Raw genomic sequence first — 20,226 nt, forward strand, 5'->3', positions numbered from 1 at the left:
AAGCCGTTGGGGGAGTAGGATTGAAAAATGGTACCTGGTACCGAATCAAAACCGTTGATACACCTGCTTTGTATTATCGTACCTGGCACCGCCGTAAGGTTTGTCAAAAACTTTACACAAGTTTAACCTTTGGTGCACTTGCTATTAAATTGTATAAAATGGTAGATTAAAGATATCAAAGGTAAAAAAGGGTGTGTAAACATACATGACCAAAACAAAGAACAGTTTTTGGGAATGGATTAAAGCAATCGGCATTGCCCTTCTGATTGCGTTTGTCGTCCGTCATTTCCTGTTTACGAATTATGTCGTATTCGGAGAGTCCATGATGCCGACGATCCAAGAAGGCAACCGTTTAATCGTCAATAAAATCAACTATGACATTTCTGATCCTAACCGATTTGATTTAATCGTCTTTCGAGCGAATGAACAAGAAGACTACATCAAACGTGTCATCGGTCTGCCCGGTGATAAGATTGAGTATCGCAATGATAAACTATTCATCAATGATAAACCGGTAGAGGAGCCATATTTAGAGCGTTTCCGTGAAGACTTGCAGCAAGGCTCGCAATTGACTGGAGACTTTACGTTAAAAGATATCACAAAGAAAGAGCGGGTTCCTGAAGGGACGGTTTTCGTCCTTGGGGACAATCGCCTACACAGCATCGACAGCCGTCACATCGGCTTTGTGCCAGTGGAGAACATCGTCGGAGAAGTGAATTTACGTTATTGGCCAGTCTCTGAATTCAAACTCATCCAGTAGAGGTTTATGAAATCTTGATTTTGGGTAACGATAGTTTCAAGAGGTGGTAACCATGACTAAAAACAAAGGCGAAGAGCCTAAAAACAGTTCGATGGTACGAAACGAGAAAGAAATGAAAGAACACAGCAAAGTAATGGAAAACGTCTCGACGAATGAGGATGTCAGGAAAAGCGGTAAAACGCCTGACCCAGTCCAACATGAGCAAGAAGAAGACGATAAGGAATAGGCATATATGAAGAGGATGATCCCGATGGGTCATCCTCTTTTTCCTTGAAATACGAAACTTCTGCTCTCTTCCATCGTACATATTAGTAGAGAAAGGGGAGAGAGACGATGTTTCTTGTACTTGGAATTGTGATGCTGATCACGTTTGCGATTTTCATCATCCTGTATTTTGTCGCACCTCATTCCGAGATGATGCACGCGTTCGAAACGAAGAAAAGCTTTGTATTAGCACAGGCCGTCATATTGGGAGTTGCCGCCTATTTCTTCGGAGCCCATTTCAATGGACTGCACGAAGCGGAGTGGAGAGAAAGCTGGACGTATCCAGTTACCATCGGTTCGGAACCCGTTACATATGCGGGCAGTAAAACAAATGTAGGTATTGTCATGAATGAAAGACCGCAAGCGGATGAACAGTACGAAACAGAAATTCTCACCTGGGCTCCGTACGAAGAGCTTAAGCTGGAAGCGACACGTAAATGGGGCGGAGCAGATCCGTTAAATAAGATCCTCACTGAGCAAGCGAGTGAGAATGTGCCGTATGCCTATCCTGTCACCTTTCAATTCCCAAAAGAGGGAACGTGGAAAATCAGCATCATAGCGGATGGGAATAAACTGAATGAAATCATCATAAGAGTGGACTGATTATGAGACGACCTGTACGAACAGGTCGTTTTTTTACTTTCGGAGGCAGTTTTGTCCTACATCATCCCACTTCATGGACATTTCAAAATCACTTTTAAATTCAAGAACCTTGCATAGCGCGGAACTTTGTAGACAAGCAGGTTTTTGTTCGAATTTATTAGCAATTCTGAACATTTACTGCATAGGATAGAGTAATCCCCGAAAGTGAACGTGCTTTCCACTTTCAGGGAAAATAAATAAGGAGGGGAATCATTTATGACCGTCAACAAAAAAGAAAACTTCGTCGTGTCACAGGAGAACTGGTCCCTCCACCGCAAAGGTTATCAAGACCAACAGCGCCACATGGAAAAAGTACAGGAAGCTCTTAAGAACAATCTACCTGATCTGATTAGTGAGGAAAGTATCATTTTATCCAATGGTCATGATGTAATTAAAATTCCGATTCGTTCCCTGGATGAATATAAAATCCGTTATAACTACGATAAATCAAAACACGTCGGGCAGGGAGACGGAGACAGCCAAGTCGGTGATGTCATTGCACGCGATGGGAATTCAAGCGGTAAGAAAGGTGCCGGTAAAGGCAAAAAAGCAGGCGATCAAGCGGGTGACGATTATTATGAAGCAGAAGTGTCCTTGCTAGAGCTTGAGGAATTGCTTTTCAAAGAGTTGGAATTGCCGAATCTGCAGCAGAAGGAACAAGAGAATATCATCCGTGAGAAAGTCGAGTTCAACGACATTCGAAAAACCGGTCTGATGGGGAATATCGACAAGAAGAAGACCATCTTGACGGCTTACAAACGTAATGCTCTGAAAGGTGATCCTTGCATAACCCCAATCTTTCCTGAGGATCTTCGTTTCAAGACGTGGAACCAAATCGAAAAGCCGGAATCGAAAGCCGTCGTACTTGCGATGATGGATACGTCAGGATCAATGGGCATCTGGGAAAAGTATATGGCAAGAAGCTTTTTCTTCTGGATGACACGTTTCCTCCGCTCTAAATATGAAACCGTTGAAATTGAATTTATTGCGCATCATACTGAAGCGAAAGTTGTATCGGAAGAGGACTTTTTCTCCAAAGGTGAAAGCGGCGGAACCATCTGTTCATCAGCATATAAGAAAGCACTTGAGTTAATCGACCATAAATATCCACCAAGTCGATACAATATCTATCCATTCCACTTTTCTGATGGCGACAATCTTACGAGTGATAATGCACGCTGTATCAAGCTCGTCAACAAAATCATGGAAGTATCGAACATGTTCGGCTACGGTGAAGTGAATCCATACAACAGACATTCAACACTGATGAGTGTATACAAGAACATCAAAAATGAGAAGTTCTATCACTACATTTTAAAAGAAAAACGCGATGTGTATCATTCGATGAGAAGCTTTTTTAAGAAAGGCGAAAAGGATCTGGCATAAGCCTGATTTACCCTTCATCATCATCAATGGATGAAGGGATTTTTATGGAAAAATAATCTCCCCGCGCTTACATAAACTAAGAAAAATTCGAAAGGGGAGGTTCATAAAGCAGAATGCGACAATTCATCCTTATTATCAGTATTCTTGTCCTGTTTCCACAGCCTGCAGAAGCGCTTTGGAAAACGAACCTCGAAATGCACGTCATCGATGTCGGTCAGGCAGACTGTATTTATATCGAGACCTCAAACGGAAAACATGTGCTCATCGATTCTGGGGATGAGCACGATGGAAAGAAAGTCGTCTCGTACCTGCAGAAGCGAGGAATCGAGCGGATTGATTATTTGATCGCGACACATCCTCACCACGATCACATCGGCAGCATGGATGATATTTTCCAATCCTTCGATGTCGGAAAGGTCTATTTGCCGGATATCATGTATCACACAACGTACTACAAACGCCTCGTTCAGTCGATCGCCAATTCTGGAGTGGATCAGTATGTTGCGAAAGCAGGCGTGAAAGTGAAGCTCGCCCGAAATATTACAATGGAGTTCATCGCTCCTCCAGAAAAAAAGCGCTATAAATCCTTGAACGACTATTCGGCTGTCTTACAACTTCATCATGGAAAAAAGAACTTTTTACTCATGGCGGATGCAGGGGTGAAGTCAGAGAATGAACTGCTTTCTCGAATTGACGGGGAAAAAGTAGATGTACTGAAAGTGGCGCATCATGGTGCGAATACTGGCACGGGTCATGCATTGCTCAAAAAAGCGAATCCCGATTACGCCATCATTTCGGTAGGTCGGAAGAACAAGTACGGATATCCTTCCAAAGATGTGTTGAAGAGATTGAATGCCCATAAAATCCAAGTGTACCGAACCGATAAGCTAGGAACGATCATCACCAAAAGCGATGGGAAATCTGTAAAGTTCTTTACAGAATTCCCTCAATCGTGATTTGGATTTTTACGAACGACATGGATGGCACTGATGATGTGCTTGTTCAAGGTCGTACGCATGAAGCTCTGATTATATAAACGGAAGATGATTTCCCTTTTTTCATCTGAAGTCACGTATCGTGGCGGTACACTGTTGAGCGTCAAGGCGATAATGTCGACGGAACATTTCTGACAGCGGCATACCGTTTGGTAATCGGGGCTGTTCAACATGACGGTAACGAGCGTGGGGATGATTTCTTCCAAGACGTTGAAATACTCTTTAGCCAATTCTTCCACCTCTAGGTGTTAAAAGTTTTATGTACAAATGCCACCTCCAAGTGTAGAGGATTTTGATAGAAATTGGAATAGGTCGAACGTTGAAAATAAAGGAAAAATAATCTTTTTACGTAGAGGCTACACTATGGGTGAAAGGAGGATGTGCTTAAATGAACAACTTAACGAACCAACAATTACGTGCCATCATGTCCAATAATGTGGCTTCAGTTTCTCCTCAACAATCGTTGAAGGAAGCGGCTGCGTTAATGAGCCAATATAATGTAGGTGCCATCCCAGTAGTAGAAAACGGACAAGTCCGAGGGATCATCACTGACCGTGACATTACGTTACGTTCAACTGCCCAAGGGTTGGATGGGAATACACAAGTATCCCAATGTATGTCATCCAACATCGTTGCTGGAAACCCGAATATGAGTGCTCAAGAAGCTGCTCAGTTGATGTCCCAAAACCAAATCCGCCGTTTACCGGTTGTAGAAAACAATCAGATGGTCGGAATGGTTTCACTTGGTGACCTTGCAACAAAGGACGGCGACCCGAACAACGCTGGTCAAGCACTTTCAAGCATTTCTACTCCTTCCAATCCAAACGCAATACAATAACCGGAGTAAAAGCACCTGACCTCAGGTGCTTTTTTTATGGTGGTGTTTAGCGGTTGTGGTGGTGTGGTGTTTCGTGTTTTGGTCTATAATTTTTTGTTTTTATGGGAAATAAGGCGGTTTTTATGGGAAATTCGCAAAACTGATCTATAATTTTTTATTTTTATTGGAAATACTCATATTTTTATGGGAAATAATCCGCCGCTTATACATTGGCCAGAATTTTACCTTAAAATGAAACTTTTCCATTGGAAAAGTTCAGATTGGATGGAGAGCTGAGACTGAATCGCTTTAGCTTAATGACTTTTTGGCAGGAAAGACACTGGAAGTCGTTGAAAAGTATAGGTACAAGATAAGTGCGACTAGGCTTCTGGCTACGCTATCACTTGCCAATCAGCCAGTCTACTTTTCACTTGGTTACAATCACTTTTCAGCAGGAAGTTCACTCGACGTGGTGGAAAAGTGTAAGTTCAAGTATAAGTGCATCTACGTCTCTGGCTTCGTTCCACTTGCCAGTCGACTAGATTTCTTTTCACTTGGTTCTAATTACTTTTCAGCAGGAAGTTCACTCGATGTGGTGGAAAAGTGTAAGTTCAAGTATAAGTGCAACTAAAGTAATTGGCTGCCTTTACAGTTGCCAATTACTAAGTTTTCTTTTCACTTGTTAAAGATTACTTTTCAGCAGGATGAACATTCGACGTCGTTGAAAAGTATAGGAACAAGTATAAGTGCGACTAGGCTTCTGGCTACGCTATCACTTGCCAATCAGCCAGTCTACTTTTCACTTGGTTACAATCACTTTTCAGCAGGAAGTTCACTCGACGTGGTGGAAAAGTGTAAGTTCAAGTATAAGTGCATCTACGTCTCTGGCTTCGTTCCACTTGCCAGTCGACTAGATTTCTTTATATAGTGGGATTAGAATCTGTGCAAAGGGTGTGAGGGTATGATTAAAGCGGTTGTGTTCGATTTTGATGGGACGATTCTTGATACAGAGTCGTGTGAGTACAACGTTTTACAACGAATTTATAAGGAACATGGTGCTGAGCTTCCGATTGAAGTATGGGGAGAATGTATTGGCACACACGCTACATATTTTGATGCGCATGAGTATTTAGAGGAACAGATCGGGAAGAAACTCGATCGAGAACATATCAAGCAGCAAAGGCTGGACATTTTCCAGGAGCTCATCAAAGACCGTGAAGCTCTTCCTGGCGTAACGGAATACCTTGAAGCTGCCAAACAGCTCGGTCTGAAAATCGGGCTTGCGTCCAGCTCATCCTACAAGTGGGTGTCGAAGCATATCAAAAACCTTGGAATTGATCATTATTTCGAGACGATTAAAACTTCAGATGATGTAGAGACCGTCAAACCAGACCCGACATTGTTCCGTTTAGCGGTAGAAGCGCTAGGAGTTAAACCAGAAGAGGCGATTGCATTCGAGGACTCTGTGAACGGCGCCAAATCAGCAAAACGTGCAGGCCTTCACACAGTCGTTATCCCGAACTTGGTCACTCGCCATTTGACGTTTGAGGAGTATGACCTGAAGCTGGAGTCATTAGCGGAGATGGAACTTCAACAGATGATCGATCAGTTTTCAAAACAGTGATGAACGGGAATAGGCAGATTACAGGAATCAATCACATCACACTGAATGTCCGGGACTTGAAAGAGTCCCTTCATTTTTATGAGGGCATTTTGAATATGAAGAGAGTGCACCTAGGAAAAACGGATGCCTATTTGGAGAGTGGAGCGGCGTGGATTTGTCTTTTGGAAAAAGGGCATCATGAAAGTGAATCCAACAATGAATCCATCGGAGTCGATCACTTTGCTTTTTCAATCAGTGAGAGTGGTTTCCACGACATGGTACAAGCTCTCCATTCAAACCAGGTACCGATTGTCAGGGGACCGATTGAACGCGGTGGAGGTCTTGTCGTGAACTTTCTTGATCCGAATGGCATTCAACTCGAACTGAACACATCAAATTTGCAGACGAGAATGAAAGACTGGCGATAAATAGGAAGGATGGTAGTGCATGTCATCAGTGGATGAATCAAAATTTGAGAAGAAAATTTTCCTAAGAAACATAGAACATAAAGATATTGATGAAATCCTTGAATTGCAGAAAATCTGTTTCCCGAATATGGACCCGTGGAAAAGAGCGCATTTGGAGAGCCATCTGGATATTTTTCCGGAAGGCCAATTTTGCGTGGAATTCGATGGGAAAATCATTGGGACTTGCTCCAGTCTGATCGTCAACTTCGACGAATACGATGAGAAGCATACATGGGATGAAATTACGGATGAAGGCTATATTACGAATCATGATCCAGAAGGGTACAACCTTTATGGAATTGAAGTGATGGTCCATCCGGATTTCCGCAGGATGAAAATCGGTCGACGACTATACGAAGCTCGAAAAGAGTTGGCGGAAAAGCTGAATTTGAAAAGCATCATCATCGGAGGCCGGATTCCAAACTACCATAAATATGCCGATCAGATGACACCGCGTGAATACGTGAAAGAAGTGGTGCATCACAATATTTATGACCCTGTGCTGACCTTCCAGTTGATGAACGGCTTTGCACTCATGCGGATCAATCCGGATTATCTTCCGGATGACAAAGCTTCCAATGCTCATGCGACACTTATGGAATGGAACAACATCGATTACAGGGCGACGTCCAAACGTCATTTCAAAACGTCTTTCCCGGTTCGCATTACGACAATCCAGTACATGATGAGACAGATTCATTCGTTTGATGAGTTTGCCAACCAGGTCGAATATTATACGGATGTAGCTTCAGACTATGGATCGGATTTCGTCGTGTTCCCAGAAATTTTCACGACGCAATTGATGAGCTATCTTGATGAGAAGAGTCCGAGCCAGGCTGTTCGCCGTCTGACTCAATATACGGAAGACTATATCGAGTTGTTTACCGAATTCGCTGTCCGATACAACGTGAATATCATCGGCGGATCCCATTTCGTTGAAGAAGAAGGGAAAATCTATAACATCGCTTACCTTTTCCGAAGAGATGGGACGATCGAGAAGCAATACAAGCTACACATCACACCAAACGAGCGGAAGTGGTGGGGCGTCAGTCCTGGAGATAAAGTGAATGTGTTCGATACGGATTGCGGGAAAATTGCGATCCTGATCTGTTATGACATCGAATTCCCTGAGCTTGCGCGTTACGTAACCGATAAAGGTGCACGGATCATCTTCACACCTTTCTGTACAGATGACCGTCAAGGATACCTCCGTGTGAGATATTGTTCTCAAGCTCGTGCGATCGAAAACCAAGTTTATACGGTGCTTTCCGGAACTGTCGGAAATCTTCCTCAAACGGAAAACATGGACGTCCAATACGCACAGTCCGGTATTTTCACACCATCTGATTTCACTTTCCCGCGCGACGGAATTGTCGGAGAGTGTAATCCGAACATAGAAACGCTGGTTGTCGGAGATGTCGATTTAGAGATTTTAAGAAGACATAGAAGGTCAGGAAGTGTCATGCAACTCCGTGACAGAAGACGTGACCTTTATGAAGTGAACATGAAAAAGCAAGATGAACAGTAATTCTACACGGGAAAAGGCAGGCATTCGACCTGCCTTTTTTCATTATTCGATGAAGTATTGTCTAGCTACAGAGCCCATCCTTTCAGTCCACTTCAGTCCTCCTGTGGCGGCAACACACTGAATTACTTACAGGATTCAACCCACGCAGGACCAAACAATGTTTGGTTCGAGCCTCCTCGTCATACTTCCAGTGACTTTCAAGGCTGAACGGGCTCTTCCGCTTTTCTTTATTTTCCGGGGAATACTGACATTTTATGGTTGCTTATTTTGTAAAAAGATGGTTTCGACAGCATGGTAGCAGATCAGGCATGAACTACGAAAGGTATGGAGGAGTAGGGAAGATGCTGTAGAATTCAGTACCGAAAGACCTGCTGATGGCAATGTATGAGAAATAGTGGAGGATTACCCGGAATTCTTATACAATAGGGTGTGGAAGAGTCTATATTAACAGGAGGCAAACATGAGCTGGAAAACAAGTTATGATCGTTGGAATGCATTTGAACAACTGGATAAGGAACTACGCAAGCAGCTTCATTCCATTCGTGAACAAGAAGAGAAGTTGGAAGACAGCTTCTATAAAAACTTGGAGTTCGGAACAGGTGGTATGCGCGGAGAAATCGGACCTGGAACGAACCGGATGAACAAATACACCATCCGTAAGGCTTCAGAAGGGCTTGCCCGATACATAGATCAATTTGGTGAGGAAGCGAAACACCGCGGTGTCGTCATCGCTTACGATTCTCGTCATAAGTCACCGGAATTTGCGATGGAAGCGGCTAGAACGCTCGGTCGTCATGGCATTCAAACGTATGTTTTTAACGAGTTGCGTCCGACACCTGAATTGTCCTTCGCAGTACGTTATTTACATGCGTTCTCAGGAATCGTCATTACCGCGAGCCATAATCCTCCGGAATACAATGGTTATAAGGTATACGGAGATGACGGGGGACAGCTTCCTCCGAAAACGGCGAATGAAGTGATCGAATGTGTCAATCAGGTTGAAAATGAACTGGAGATTGAGATTGCTGATGAAGAAGAATTGAAGGCTTCGGGCTTATTGAAAATGATCGGAGAGCAAATCGATCGAGCGTATGTCGAACAGCTTGTCGGCATTTCCGTCAACTCTGAACTGATTCAGGAGCAGAGTGATCTGAAGATCGTATTCACACCTTTACATGGAACGGCGAACAAACCTGTAAGACGAGGCTTGGAAGCGTTAGGGTTCAAGCATGTGACGGTTGTCAGTGAACAGGAGCTACCTGACCCTGAGTTTTCAACTGTAAAATCTCCAAACCCTGAGGAACATGCTGCATTTGAGCTTGCGATGCAATATGGAGAGAAAGAAAATGCCGATCTTTTGATGGCAACCGATCCAGATGCGGACCGAGTCGGAATCGCTGTGAAGAATGAGGAAGGGGAGTACGTCGTACTGACGGGGAACCAAACCGGCGCTCTCATCTTGAACTATTTGTTGAACGAAAAACAAAACCAAGGTGAGCTCCCGGAAAACGGTGTTGTTTTGAAAACGATCGTAACCTCGGAAATCGGTCGTACGATTGCTTCGAAGTATGGACTTAAAACGGTCGATACGCTGACTGGATTCAAGTTCATCGGTGAAAAGATGAAAGAATACGAAGAAACGGGCGAGCACACTTTCTTGTTCGGATATGAGGAAAGTTACGGATACCTCATCGGAGATTTCGTGCGGGATAAGGATGCGGTCCAGGCTTGTCTGATGGCAGCAGAAGTTGCGGCTTATTATAAATCAAAAGGAAAGACGCTTTATCAAGGATTGCTGGAAATCTTTGAAGAGTACGGATACTATCAAGAGGGTCTTGAATCACTCACTTTGAAAGGGAAAAAAGGAGCAGAGGAAATCCAGGAGATTTTGTCATCCTTCAGAACCCAGGCACCTTCCGAATTCGGAGGCATTCCGGTATCCATCATTGAAGATTATCAAAGCAAGGAACGTTTTTACGTCCAGTCGACAGATGTTGAGGAAATGACACTACCACCATCGAACGTCATTAAATATATCCTAGAGGATGGTTCATGGGTATGTCTTCGTCCATCCGGAACCGAGCCGAAGATCAAGTTCTATTTCGGTACCCAATCGGATTCACTGAAAAAGAGCCAGGATCTTCTAGCGAAGTTGAAAGAAGACGTAATGGAAAAAGTGAACCACATCAGAGGATAAAATAAGGAAGGATTGACCATAGCGTCAATCCTTTTTTCAAAATGTTATGGAAGGCTAGCTGGTACTGAAAACCGAGAAACGGCTGTTTTGAGTACCACATAGAAGGTCTAGCTGGTACTGATAACGAAAAAACTTAAGTTGACTACCAGGTAAACACCTACCTATCACGTCGTCCTAAACAAATCGCGTTTTGACTTGATTTTTCCGTGCCCTTTGCAAGCCGGGCATTTTTTGATTTTGATAAAAGGGAGGAAGGAAGAGACTTTTCCTGAACCTTTGCATTGCGGACAAAGTATGAAAATCGCCATCCTTGTCTCCTTTCTCTGAACGAATGAATTTCTGTCGATGAACGAACTCTATTACCATTCTATGTCTAGATGAATAAACTTAAACGTGGAAGCAGGTGAATCACTCAATGTTACAAGCCATCATCTTATTCGTACTTGCTGGTCTTGCCGAAATTGGAGGCGGCTATTTGTTCTGGTTATGGTTGAGAGAAGGAGGACCTGTCTGGTTTGGAGGGATCGGAGCAATCATACTCATGATTTATGGCATTGTTCCGACCTTTCAATCGTTCCCATCGTTTGGTAGGGTATATGCGGCCTATGGAGGAATTTTCATCGTTTTAGCCTTGTTATGGGGTTGGTTGGTCGATAAAAAGACCCCGGATCAGTATGACATCATTGGTGCAATCGTCTGTCTGATCGGAGTCTCTATCATATTATGGGCACCAAGAATGCCCTAAAGTGCTGGGTGAGACCGTTTGGTCAAGGTGATGAATGTGGTCGTGATACCGACCGCAATAATCGTGATGAGCGAGTAGAGAAAGGATTCGCCCCCTAGTAAAAGGCCACCGCAAATGATGACGATTCCATCGATAAGGAAGATGATGATCCCGACATTCAGATTGGTCAGCTTCGAAATCATTTGAGCGAGTAGATCGGTGCCACCCGTACTTGTCTCTTGTTGAAGCATGATTCCGATCCCTATACCGACTAGAAAACCACCAATCAAAGCACATAGAAATAACGGCGGATGTGACCAATGCCGGATCGGGGAGAACGCATCAATGAAAAAGGATGAAATCAGCATCCCATGCAAGCTGTTATAAAAATAGGAACGGTGATAGAACCAGGCTAGTCCGTATAACGGGAGACTCAACAGAATGATCACGAGACCCGGCTGGAATCCCCACGTATAATTCGCAATCAAGCTGATGCCGATCATCCCTCCATCGAGGAGATGATGAGGGGCTAGCAGACCGTTAATCCCGACGCCTATGAAAATACTCCCAATCAGAATCGCAAACCACTTTTTCATTAAAACCTCTCCCTGTGAACCGCAACCTTTATAACAACATATGTACAAGTCTATTGTGATATGAGAAAGGAAATCATGATGAAAGTTCGAATACGTAACGCGAAAATCAGTGATTTAGGCGAAATGTTAACCATCTATAATGAGGTTGTCCGTACCTCTCCAGTAACCTTTGATTTAAACGAACAAACATTGGAAGAAAGAGAAGAGTGGTTCCGGCAGTTTAATGAGAAGTATCCGATTTTTGTCGCGGAACATGACGGTGAGATTCTTGGATATGCTTGTCTGACGAAGTTCCGTCCAAAGCCTGCCTATACCGATACAGTAGAAGACTCTGTCTATATTAAAAAGAAAGCCCGAGGGAATGGAGTAGGTTCGATGCTGCTCACGAAGTTGATCCGTGAGGCGCGTCAACAAGGTCATCATTCCATCATTGCTGTCATAGCGAACGATGAATCTTCCAGTGTGAAACTGCATGAGAAGTTCGGCTTCGTAAAAACAGGATACATCAAGGAAGCCGGGTACAAGTTCGGAAGATGGCACGACATTCATTTCTATCAGTTGAAGCTAGAGTAGACGAATGTAGCTTTCATTGGTAAATCATGCGTGTACTAATCAAATGGAGTCGGTTTTGGGATAACTACCAAATGGAATAACATGGAGAAATATAGATAGAATTGTTGAGTAAAAGTGAGATTCTTTCACTAGCGCACTTTATCAAAGCAAAAAAAAAGTCCATTTTGTTATTTAAAATGGAGCAACACATACGACAAATGCTGGACAATTGACAGAAGGTGTACGTAAGATTTCAACGTCCACATCGTTACATACTGAAAGGCATTCATTTATACGGATGCACTTCTTACCAAATAAGGATACTAGTTTTGGGTTACCATTTATTGAAGCCCAGATCACTACTGAACATGGAGTACCATCTACTGTTAATGCTCTTTTTAGAGTTTTTATTATACCCTGATTATTAAGGTCTTCTTGATTAATTAAATGTGAACCAGCATCTAAACTTGGACATAATGATTGTGCTTCTTCAGAACTTACTAACTGATTGACAAAGAATATACGCTCACCCATATCGGTGAAGAATATAGCTGTGTTAATTTCTTCTCTTTTAGCAGCACATTCAAGTGACTCATTAGGTGGAACTGGATTAGGACAAGAACTTTGTTTTCTTACACCGTAACATCCACAATCCAAGAAAAACACCTCCTTTTATAATAGTTTATTCATTAAAAAGGAGGGTGCTTGTACGAGTGACTTATACTAATAGTTGAACTTTACACTACTAAAGCTTTTAAGGAGTATTAGTACATTATTTTAGTATATTTAGAATTGAGTTATTCACTAATTAAAATTTACCAACAAATCATAACAAGAAAGGATCAGCCATATTCGGCTGATCCTTTCTAATGAACTTTTATCGAATTTGTCCTGTTCCAGTCATTTGATATTTCACTGTTGTTAGTGCTGGTAGACCCATTGGTCCACGTGCATGTAACTTCTGAGTGGAAATACCGATTTCAGCACCGAAACCGAGTGCACTACCGTCTGTGAAACGTGTTGAAGCGTTGTGATATACAGCAGCTGCATCTACTAGTCCTAAGAATGTTTTAGCAGCAGTATCGTCTTCTGTAACAATCGCTTCAGAGTGTTTTGTACCATACGTTTCGATGTGCTCGACTGCTTCAGATACATCGCCTACTGTTTTGACAGCGATATGCTTGGAAAGATATTCGTTCGCCCAATCTTCCTCACCAGCTTCGATCGCTCCAGGTAGGACAGATAATGCATATTCGTCACCATGAGGTGTAATTCCGTGCTCTTTGAATGCAGCAATCAATTGGTCTTTATTCGTTTCGAACCATTCTTTGTGAATGATTACTGTCTCTACGGCGTTACAAACCGCTGGACGATCCGTTTTCGCGTTCATAACAATGTTGATGGCTTTCTCAACATCTGCCGCTTTGTCGATATAGATGTGACAGTTTCCGACACCGGTTTCAAGGACCGGCACTGTCGCATTGTTAACGACCGCTGCAATCAGGGAGCCGCCTCCTCGTGGAATCAACACATCGATGTGCTCTTTCATCGTGAACAGTTCTTGTGTTGCAGAACGATCAGTACTTGCAATGAATTGTACCGCTTCTTTCGGAATCTTCGTCTTTTCAAGACCGCGGTGCATGACCTCGACAATCGTCTGGTTTGAAACAAGGGCAGAAGATCCACCTTTCAGAACGATTGCGTTACCGGATTTCAATGCAAGTCCTGTTGCGTCAACGGTTACGTTCGGGCGAGCTTCATAAATCATGCCGATGACACCAAGTGGTACTGTCACTTGCTGTACGTTCAATCCATTTTCAAGATCCCAGTCGGATTTAACGATTCCTGTCGGATCTTCAAGGTCAGCGACTTCGCGAAGCCCTTTTGCAAAATCATAGATTCGTTCTTTGGAAAGAGCCAAACGATCCATGAAGGCATCGTCATAGCCTTTTTCCTTTCCTTTTTCAAGGTCCTTTTCATTCGCTTGTAAAATCGTTTCGTAATCTTTTTCAAGCATATCTGCTACCGTATGCAGTGCTTCATTCTTCTCTTCTGTTGTCAGCATGGACAACGTTTTTGCAGCTTTCTTTGCTTTAATAGCTTGTTCTTCGACGTTCGTTTTTTCAACTGTTAACGTCATTCTATCCCTCCAGTAATATAATTGAGTGTCGTTCATTGATTGTTGTGAGACTTTATAATTTGGCTCTTTTCTATAAGATTGTTGCTCTTATGGCATTTTTAAAAATCACCTTGTTCAAGTTGTTTGGAGAGCAAGGTGCGAGACTCCAGCGGGATCAGCGGGACAGGTGAGACCATTCACTTTTTAAAAGGATCTTCGACTAAGACCCACCACGTCCTGTGGTGAACGTCGAAGCCAGCACATCCTGTGCAAGTGAGTGGGCTCACCGCACGCCCCGCGGAAAGCGAGCATCCTGGAGCGGAAATCAACGACTTTCAAGAGCAACAAAGTTTGCAAAACAGCCTATACTCTAAATGAAAAATCTTGTTAAACGCCAACCGGTACGGCTACATCGAGGTGACAGACGAGGTCTTCACTTTCGACAGCCGCTGTTTGGAAATCTTGCAGCTTGATTTCTTTTTGATTGATCAGACGTTTCAATTCGTTTGCTGAATAATTCATTACACCAAGGCCGATGTCTTCGCCGCTGATGTTTTTGATACGGATGACCGCACCTTTGTCGAAGCGTCCACTGACACTGTGCACATCTAATGGTGAAAGGCTCTTGTTGTTTTCTTGGATAGATGCACCGATCTTATCGTTGATCGTCACTTCACCTTCAGGTCCAGAATTGAACGCAATCCATTGCTTCTTCTGGTTCAAGTTTTCATTTTCACTCTTCGGTTCGAAGTACGTTCCAGTCGCTTCATGATTGACAGCATCATAAACGATATTCGGCGTACTTGCTTTCCCTAAGAAAGATGAAATGCCGGATGCAAGTGAAATCTTGAATGCATCAATCTTCGATTTCATACCACCTGTACCGACTGCGCTACCAGGATCTCCGGCTACCGCTTCGATTTCAGGAGTAATTTCGTGAACCTGATTGAGAAGCTGTGCATCTTCATTCTTTCGAGGGTCATCGTCGTACAATCCGTCAATATCGGATAAAATGATGAGCTGATCTGCGTTGACGAGTCCTGCAACTTTTGCAGATAGTGTATCGTTGTCTCCGAACTTCAAGAAATCCATCGTGATCGTGTCATTTTCGTTCACAATCGGGATGATTCCGCGTTCTAATAGTACGGTCAATGTACTTCTTGCATTGTTGTACCGGTTTTCATCTGAAAAATCATCACGGGTGATCAAGATTTGAGATCCGACATATCCGTGGGAGATGAAGAGATCCGAGTACGTTTCAATCAGAAGTCCTTGGCCGATTGACGCGGCCGCTTGTTTTTCTGGCAACGTATCTGGTCGGGAAATGAACCCGAGTTTTCGGTAGCCCGCTGCAACGGCTCCGGATGATACGAGCAATACTTCATGCCCATCGTCTTTCAGTCGGACGACTTCATCGACCAGCTTTTCAATTTTTCTACGACTCAATTCTCCGTGTAAGCTTGTTAATGAACTGCTTCCTATTTTGATTACAATTCGTTTTTTATCCATATCAGGTGTCACATTCACTCCTATAATCTAGCGTTTTTTTAAAAATAAAGATTTCCTAATTTTCTAAGATGAAATGTCTAGCTCAGCGCCCAACTACTTGGCTCACTTCAGACTTCTTGCGGCGGCAAAGCCTCCTCATCAGTCTTCCAGTGACCTTCGTAGTTAAGCAGAGCGCTTACGCTTTTCTATCGTACGGCAAATACTTTTTCAAGTTCTTCACGTAGTTCTTTTGAACGTGAAGCTGCACCTTTCACGGCTTCTGCAATCGCTTCACCGCCACCATGTTCGTCAAGCGCATCTAGTCCTGCTGCAGTTGTTCCGTTCGGGGAGGTGACGTTCTTACGAAGCTGTGTTGGCGTTTCTTCCCGTTCAAGCATCATTGTCGCCGCGCCTAGAATCGTTTGGGCACCGATTTTACGAGCCATTTCACGATCCATTCCGCCTTCGACACCAGCTTGCTCGATGTGTTCCATCAAGTTGTAGAAGTAAGCTGGGCCACTGCCTGCAATTCCTGTGAAGATATCCATTTGCTCTTCTTCAATGATGTAAGCTTCTCCGATGCATTGCATAAGTTCTTTCGTAAAGACGACTTGATCCATTGAAACATGCTTACCAGGTGAAATTGCTGTTGCGGATTCACGCAGCATGCTGGATGTGTTCGGCATCACTCGGATGACTTGCTGGCTCTCATTCAGGTTTTCTTCCATATAAGAGGTTGAAATACCAGCCAATACCGAGATGAGCACTTGTTCAGGTCGAAGACGATCTTTCAAGTCTTCTAATACTGCATCAATGTCTTTCGGTTTCATTGCTAGAATGAATACATCGATTTCGCTAAAGTCTAATTCACTTTTCTTTATTGCTTCAATTCCATACTTTACTTTCATTTCATTTAAACGTTCTTGGTTACTACGGTTGGTCACGACGAGTTGTTCTGGAGCTAATTTTCCTGATTCAACAATTCCAGAGATCATCGCTTCAGCCATATTACCTGCGCCTAGAAAGGCAACGCGTTGTTTTAACAAAGTAACCACTCCTATATACCGTCCTTTTTTCAACGTTTTTAATCGTAACATTCAGGCAAATTAATTCAACAGTATATACCAAATAGGTTGAATAAGGACGAAAAACCCCAAGTAAGCGTTTACATCGACTTTTATATGTCTCAAATCCTTTCTTAGGAAGTCTCATCTATGCACAGGGATGTATACGCTTGCTGAAAAACACAGATTTTTTATTTATCTAAGTTATCGGAAAATTCCGTTATATCAACGGTAGCGAAGGACAGGCAAAGACAAGTATGGGGAATGACGCTCGCACTTTTCGGCTTTCCACTCATGAAAAGGGATTCCCATCATACATTGATGTAATAAAGGGGTTTTGAAGATTGATTAAGGAGGGACCGGAATGAGCATCGATGAACACAAAGAGTTGATCAACGCCATTCATGAAATTACGGAAATTGCTGAGGGGTTCGGTCTTGACTTCTATGAGATGAGATATGAAATCTGTCCTGCTGATATCATTTATACATTCGGTGCGTATGGGATGCCGACTCGTTTTTCTCATTGGAGTTTCGGTAAGCAATTTCATAAGATGAAGCTTCAATATGATCTTGGGTTGAGCAAGATTTACGAGTTGGTCATCAATTCAGATCCTTGTTATGCCTTTTTGTTGGACAGCAATACGTTGATCCAGAACAAATTGATCATCGCGCACGTACTTGCGCATTGCGACTTTTTCAAAAACAATGTCCGGTTCTCGAACACGAGGCGGGATATGGTCGAAAGCATGACTTCGACTGCAGAACGGGTCGCTCAATATGAACAGTTATATGGGAAGAAAGAAGTTGAACACTTCCTCGATGCGATTCTTTCAATCCAAGAACATATCGATCCTTCCATCATGAGGCCAAAGCTGAACTATAAATGGGACGATGAAGAAGTGGAACTGGAGAGAAAAGCTACTCCGTATGATGATCTATGGCAGATCGACCAAACGGATGAGAAGCGGGAAAAGGCGAAACCGACGACAAGGCGTAAGATTCCTCCACAACCGGAAAAAGATATCCTTTTGTTCATTGAGGAGTACAGCCGTGAACTGGAAGATTGGCAGCGCGATATCCTATCAATGATGCGTGAAGAAATGCTGTACTTCTGGCCACAGCTCGAAACGAAAATCATGAATGAAGGCTGGGCGTCTTACTGGCATGCGCGCATTTTACGTGAAATGGATCTGACGAGTGACGAGGTCATTGAATTTGCGAAGTTGAACGCGGGTGTTGTGCAACCTTCCAGAACTTCAGTGAATCCTTATTACTTAGGATTGAAGATCTTCGAGGATATTGAAGAATGTTATGATAATCCATCCGAAGAATTGATAAGGCAAGGGGTCACGAAGGGAAGCGGAAGAGACAAGATTTTTGAAGTAAGGGAAATTGAATCGGATATTTCTTTCATCCGTAATTATTTGACGAAGGATCTTTGCGATAAAGAGGATCTGTACTTATTCCAAAAGCAAGGGAAGGATTATCGAATCACGACCAAGCAATGGGAGGAAGTGCGCGATCAGCTGGTGAGCAGCCGGGTGAACGGAGGCTTTCCTTATATAACTGTAAACGATGGGGATTACTTGAAAAATGGGGAACTTTATTTGCTGCACCATTTCGAAGACATCGAGCTGGATTTGAAATATCTTGAGAAAGTCCTTCCTTATATATACGACCTGTGGGGAAGAGCAGTCCACATGGAAACGATGGTAGAGAACAAACCAGTCGCCTTCACTTACGATGGGAAGGGTATGCATAAGAGGAACCTGTGAGTATTGGGGACGGTTCTTTTGTTTCATTGAAGAAGGAATAATAGATTGGGTAGAATAAATTGAGAATTGGGCAGATAAATGTGAAGATTGGGCAGAATTATTGCGGATTTGGATAGAATAAATCGACATTTGAACAGAATAATTGGAGAAGTGATCAGACTGAACCGGATAAATGTCAAAGGTTGACCGTTTTTTTACAAACGGTCAGCCTTTTTGTTTGTTCTTTTATAAACAAAACCAGAAAACGATTGTAAAAATGCAAACATTAGTGTAAAGTGTTTGTTAGAGAGCAAACGGAATAATGGAGGGTTTACGATTGGAACACCAAGACCGATTTTGGGACGCGAATACGGAAGAATTGAAAAAAGGCTACACATTTAATGGAGAGCAGTACTCATGCCTGGTTTGCGGCAAAAGCTTTCAGAAAGGCTTCATCTATAAATGGACTGATGATCTATTGATGGAAGCGGAAAGGGCGATCGAACAACACATCACGGATGAACATGGTACGATGCTCGACTACCTATTAAGCATGAACAAGAAATACACGGGGCTGACGGATGTCCAACGTACAATCCTGTCCTGCTTCAAAGACGGGCAGTCCGATAAGGAAATTGCTCAGCACCTTGATTTAGGTAGTACTTCTACGATCCGGACCCACCGATTTAAGTTGAAGGAAAAAGAAAAGCAAGCCAAGGTGTTCCTGGCCATCATGGAGTTATTGAAGCAGACAAATACCGATCAAAAGGATGATCTCGTACAAATTCATAAGGGGGCAACTCAAGTGGATGAACGATATGCAATAACGACCAAAGAACGGGAAAAAGTTTTGAATACGTATTTTAACAAGGGCGTAGATGGACCACTGACCCAGTTTCCGAGTAAAGAGAAACGGAAAATCATCGTTCTTCAACAAATTATTCGTCGTTTTGAGCCAGAACGGAAATATAATGAAATGGAAGTCAATGAAGTGCTCAAACCGATCATCGATGATTTTGTTACAGTTAGAAGATACCTCATTGAATATGGATTTCTTGACCGCAGCAAAGACTGTAGTGAATATTGGGTGAAAAAGTAAGGCGAATACCAACCTGAATGGAATTGTAAAAAAATTTTAAAAATAGACAAAAGTCTATTGCCATTTGGAAAGGGTTGGTATAAACTTTAATAGGAATTCATAAAAATAGGATGAAAAGGAGGTAGCGTCATGCAAAACTACATCGTACGTTCAGTGAAACAAGATTGCA

The 20,226-nt window shown here is 42.9% G+C and carries 20 protein-coding genes; 14 read left to right on the forward strand and 6 right to left on the reverse strand.

Features of this window, described 5'->3' with window-relative positions:
• The first annotated feature begins 205 nt into the window (after positions 1-205).
• From lepB to ACSVDE_RS00170, 5 genes are all read left to right on the forward strand, one after another.
• Complete coding sequence (gene lepB, locus ACSVDE_RS00150) at positions 206-760, forward strand: signal peptidase I (RefSeq protein ID WP_439298941.1); 555 nt, start codon at positions 206-208, stop codon at positions 758-760.
• Between the two features lie 52 nt (positions 761-812).
• Complete coding sequence (locus ACSVDE_RS00155) at positions 813-986, forward strand: hypothetical protein (RefSeq protein ID WP_439298942.1); 174 nt, start codon at positions 813-815, stop codon at positions 984-986.
• 107 nt (positions 987-1,093) lie between these two features.
• Positions 1,094-1,627 (forward strand): hypothetical protein, encoded by a 534-nt coding sequence (locus ACSVDE_RS00160; RefSeq protein WP_439298943.1) that lies wholly within the window; start codon positions 1,094-1,096, stop codon positions 1,625-1,627.
• Between the two features lie 255 nt (positions 1,628-1,882).
• Positions 1,883-3,052, forward strand: a complete 1,170-nt coding sequence (gene yhbH, locus ACSVDE_RS00165) for a sporulation protein YhbH (RefSeq protein ID WP_439298944.1) — start codon at positions 1,883-1,885, stop codon at positions 3,050-3,052.
• 113 nt (positions 3,053-3,165) lie between these two features.
• The gene (locus tag ACSVDE_RS00170; protein WP_439298945.1) at positions 3,166-4,008 is read left to right on the forward strand and encodes a ComEC/Rec2 family competence protein; all 843 of its coding nucleotides are present in this window, start codon (positions 3,166-3,168) and stop codon (positions 4,006-4,008) included.
• On the opposite strand, the gene ACSVDE_RS00175 is transcribed toward ACSVDE_RS00170, so the two are convergent.
• Complete coding sequence (locus tag ACSVDE_RS00175) at positions 3,999-4,277, reverse strand: late competence development ComFB family protein (protein ID WP_439298946.1); 279 nt, start codon at positions 4,275-4,277, stop codon at positions 3,999-4,001. The two genes, ACSVDE_RS00170 and ACSVDE_RS00175, sit on opposite strands and share 10 nt — an antisense overlap.
• A gap of 158 nt (positions 4,278-4,435) precedes the next feature.
• On the opposite strand from ACSVDE_RS00175, the gene ACSVDE_RS00180 reads away from it, so the two are divergent.
• The 6 genes from ACSVDE_RS00180 (at position 4,436) to ACSVDE_RS00205 (ending at position 11,404) form a co-directional block, all read left to right on the forward strand.
• On the forward strand, positions 4,436-4,885 hold the full coding sequence (locus ACSVDE_RS00180; RefSeq protein WP_439298947.1) for a CBS domain-containing protein: 450 nt from the start codon (positions 4,436-4,438) through the stop codon (positions 4,883-4,885).
• Positions 4,886-5,825: 940 nt separating this feature from the next.
• The gene (locus ACSVDE_RS00185; RefSeq protein ID WP_439298948.1) at positions 5,826-6,488 is read left to right on the forward strand and encodes an HAD family hydrolase; all 663 of its coding nucleotides are present in this window, start codon (positions 5,826-5,828) and stop codon (positions 6,486-6,488) included.
• Positions 6,488-6,895, forward strand: a complete 408-nt coding sequence (locus ACSVDE_RS00190; RefSeq protein WP_439301902.1) for a VOC family protein — start codon at positions 6,488-6,490, stop codon at positions 6,893-6,895. Before ACSVDE_RS00185 ends, ACSVDE_RS00190 begins: the two co-directional genes overlap by 1 nt.
• Before the next feature lie 19 nt (positions 6,896-6,914).
• On the forward strand, positions 6,915-8,462 hold the full coding sequence (locus ACSVDE_RS00195) for a bifunctional GNAT family N-acetyltransferase/carbon-nitrogen hydrolase family protein (protein WP_226548518.1): 1,548 nt from the start codon (positions 6,915-6,917) through the stop codon (positions 8,460-8,462).
• Between the two features lie 460 nt (positions 8,463-8,922).
• Entirely contained in the window at positions 8,923-10,659 is a 1,737-nt protein-coding gene (locus ACSVDE_RS00200; RefSeq protein WP_439298949.1) for a phospho-sugar mutase, read from the forward strand.
• Positions 10,660-11,074: 415 nt separating this feature from the next.
• Positions 11,075-11,404: a YnfA family protein gene (locus tag ACSVDE_RS00205; RefSeq protein WP_439298950.1), complete on the forward strand. Its 330-nt coding sequence runs from the start codon at positions 11,075-11,077 to the stop codon at positions 11,402-11,404.
• Here ACSVDE_RS00205 and ACSVDE_RS00210 read toward each other — a convergent pair.
• Positions 11,401-11,979, reverse strand: coding sequence for a YitT family protein (locus ACSVDE_RS00210; protein ID WP_439298951.1), 579 nt, complete (start codon positions 11,977-11,979; stop codon positions 11,401-11,403). The genes ACSVDE_RS00205 and ACSVDE_RS00210 overlap by 4 nt on opposite strands.
• Positions 11,980-12,054: 75 nt before the next feature.
• On the opposite strand from ACSVDE_RS00210, the gene ACSVDE_RS00215 reads away from it, so the two are divergent.
• Positions 12,055-12,552: a GNAT family N-acetyltransferase gene (locus tag ACSVDE_RS00215; protein ID WP_439298952.1), complete on the forward strand. Its 498-nt coding sequence runs from the start codon at positions 12,055-12,057 to the stop codon at positions 12,550-12,552.
• A 171-nt stretch (positions 12,553-12,723) separates the two neighbouring features.
• Here the strand turns inward: ACSVDE_RS00215 and ACSVDE_RS00220 are convergent, their stop codons facing one another.
• The 4 genes from ACSVDE_RS00220 to proC all read right to left on the reverse strand — a co-directional run bounded on the left by ACSVDE_RS00220 (position 12,724) and on the right by proC (position 17,235).
• A complete protein-coding gene (locus tag ACSVDE_RS00220) occupies positions 12,724-13,188 on the reverse strand; it encodes a hypothetical protein (protein WP_439298953.1) in 465 nt (154 codons plus the stop codon).
• A gap of 220 nt (positions 13,189-13,408) precedes the next feature.
• Complete coding sequence (locus tag ACSVDE_RS00225; RefSeq protein WP_439298954.1) at positions 13,409-14,671, reverse strand: glutamate-5-semialdehyde dehydrogenase; 1,263 nt, start codon at positions 14,669-14,671, stop codon at positions 13,409-13,411.
• A 366-nt stretch (positions 14,672-15,037) separates the two neighbouring features.
• A complete protein-coding gene (gene proB / locus ACSVDE_RS00230) occupies positions 15,038-16,159 on the reverse strand; it encodes a glutamate 5-kinase (RefSeq protein ID WP_439298955.1) in 1,122 nt (373 codons plus the stop codon).
• Positions 16,160-16,344: 185 nt separating this feature from the next.
• Positions 16,345-17,235, reverse strand: coding sequence for a pyrroline-5-carboxylate reductase (gene proC / locus ACSVDE_RS00235; protein WP_439298956.1), 891 nt, complete (start codon positions 17,233-17,235; stop codon positions 16,345-16,347).
• A gap of 331 nt (positions 17,236-17,566) precedes the next feature.
• Here proC and ACSVDE_RS00240 point away from each other — a divergent pair, with 331 nt between their 5' ends.
• Positions 17,567-18,979, forward strand: a complete 1,413-nt coding sequence (locus ACSVDE_RS00240; protein WP_439298957.1) for a SpoVR family protein — start codon at positions 17,567-17,569, stop codon at positions 18,977-18,979.
• 316 nt (positions 18,980-19,295) lie between these two features.
• Entirely contained in the window at positions 19,296-20,057 is a 762-nt protein-coding gene (locus ACSVDE_RS00245; RefSeq protein WP_439298958.1) for a DUF2087 domain-containing protein, read from the forward strand.
• Positions 20,058-20,226: the final 169 nt, after the last annotated feature.

The organism is Pseudalkalibacillus sp. Hm43 (assembly GCF_051842935.1).
Classification (GTDB): domain Bacteria; phylum Bacillota; class Bacilli; order Bacillales; family Fictibacillaceae; genus Pseudalkalibacillus.

Coding starts and splice junctions, on each gene's coding strand:
- ACSVDE_RS00155 (WP_439298942.1), top strand. CDS start 813: ATGACTAAAAACAAAGGCGAAGAGCCTAAAAACAGTTCGATGGTACGA.
- ACSVDE_RS00210 (WP_439298951.1), bottom strand. CDS start 11,979: ATGAAAAAGTGGTTTGCGATTCTGATTGGGAGTATTTTCATAGGCGTC.
- proB (WP_439298955.1), bottom strand. CDS start 16,159: ATGGATAAAAAACGAATTGTAATCAAAATAGGAAGCAGTTCATTAACA.
- ACSVDE_RS00190 (WP_439301902.1), top strand. CDS start 6,488: ATGAACGGGAATAGGCAGATTACAGGAATCAATCACATCACACTGAAT.
- ACSVDE_RS00240 (WP_439298957.1), top strand. CDS start 17,567: ATGAGCATCGATGAACACAAAGAGTTGATCAACGCCATTCATGAAATT.
- lepB (WP_439298941.1), top strand. CDS start 206: ATGACCAAAACAAAGAACAGTTTTTGGGAATGGATTAAAGCAATCGGC.
- ACSVDE_RS00160 (WP_439298943.1), top strand. CDS start 1,094: ATGTTTCTTGTACTTGGAATTGTGATGCTGATCACGTTTGCGATTTTC.
- ACSVDE_RS00225 (WP_439298954.1), bottom strand. CDS start 14,671: ATGACGTTAACAGTTGAAAAAACGAACGTCGAAGAACAAGCTATTAAA.
- ACSVDE_RS00170 (WP_439298945.1), top strand. CDS start 3,166: ATGCGACAATTCATCCTTATTATCAGTATTCTTGTCCTGTTTCCACAG.
- yhbH (WP_439298944.1), top strand. CDS start 1,883: ATGACCGTCAACAAAAAAGAAAACTTCGTCGTGTCACAGGAGAACTGG.
- ACSVDE_RS00215 (WP_439298952.1), top strand. CDS start 12,055: ATGATGAAAGTTCGAATACGTAACGCGAAAATCAGTGATTTAGGCGAA.
- proC (WP_439298956.1), bottom strand. CDS start 17,235: ATGTTACGATTAAAAACGTTGAAAAAAGGACGGTATATAGGAGTGGTT.
- ACSVDE_RS00185 (WP_439298948.1), top strand. CDS start 5,826: ATGATTAAAGCGGTTGTGTTCGATTTTGATGGGACGATTCTTGATACA.
- ACSVDE_RS00195 (WP_226548518.1), top strand. CDS start 6,915: ATGTCATCAGTGGATGAATCAAAATTTGAGAAGAAAATTTTCCTAAGA.
- ACSVDE_RS00200 (WP_439298949.1), top strand. CDS start 8,923: ATGAGCTGGAAAACAAGTTATGATCGTTGGAATGCATTTGAACAACTG.
- ACSVDE_RS00205 (WP_439298950.1), top strand. CDS start 11,075: ATGTTACAAGCCATCATCTTATTCGTACTTGCTGGTCTTGCCGAAATT.
- ACSVDE_RS00180 (WP_439298947.1), top strand. CDS start 4,436: ATGAACAACTTAACGAACCAACAATTACGTGCCATCATGTCCAATAAT.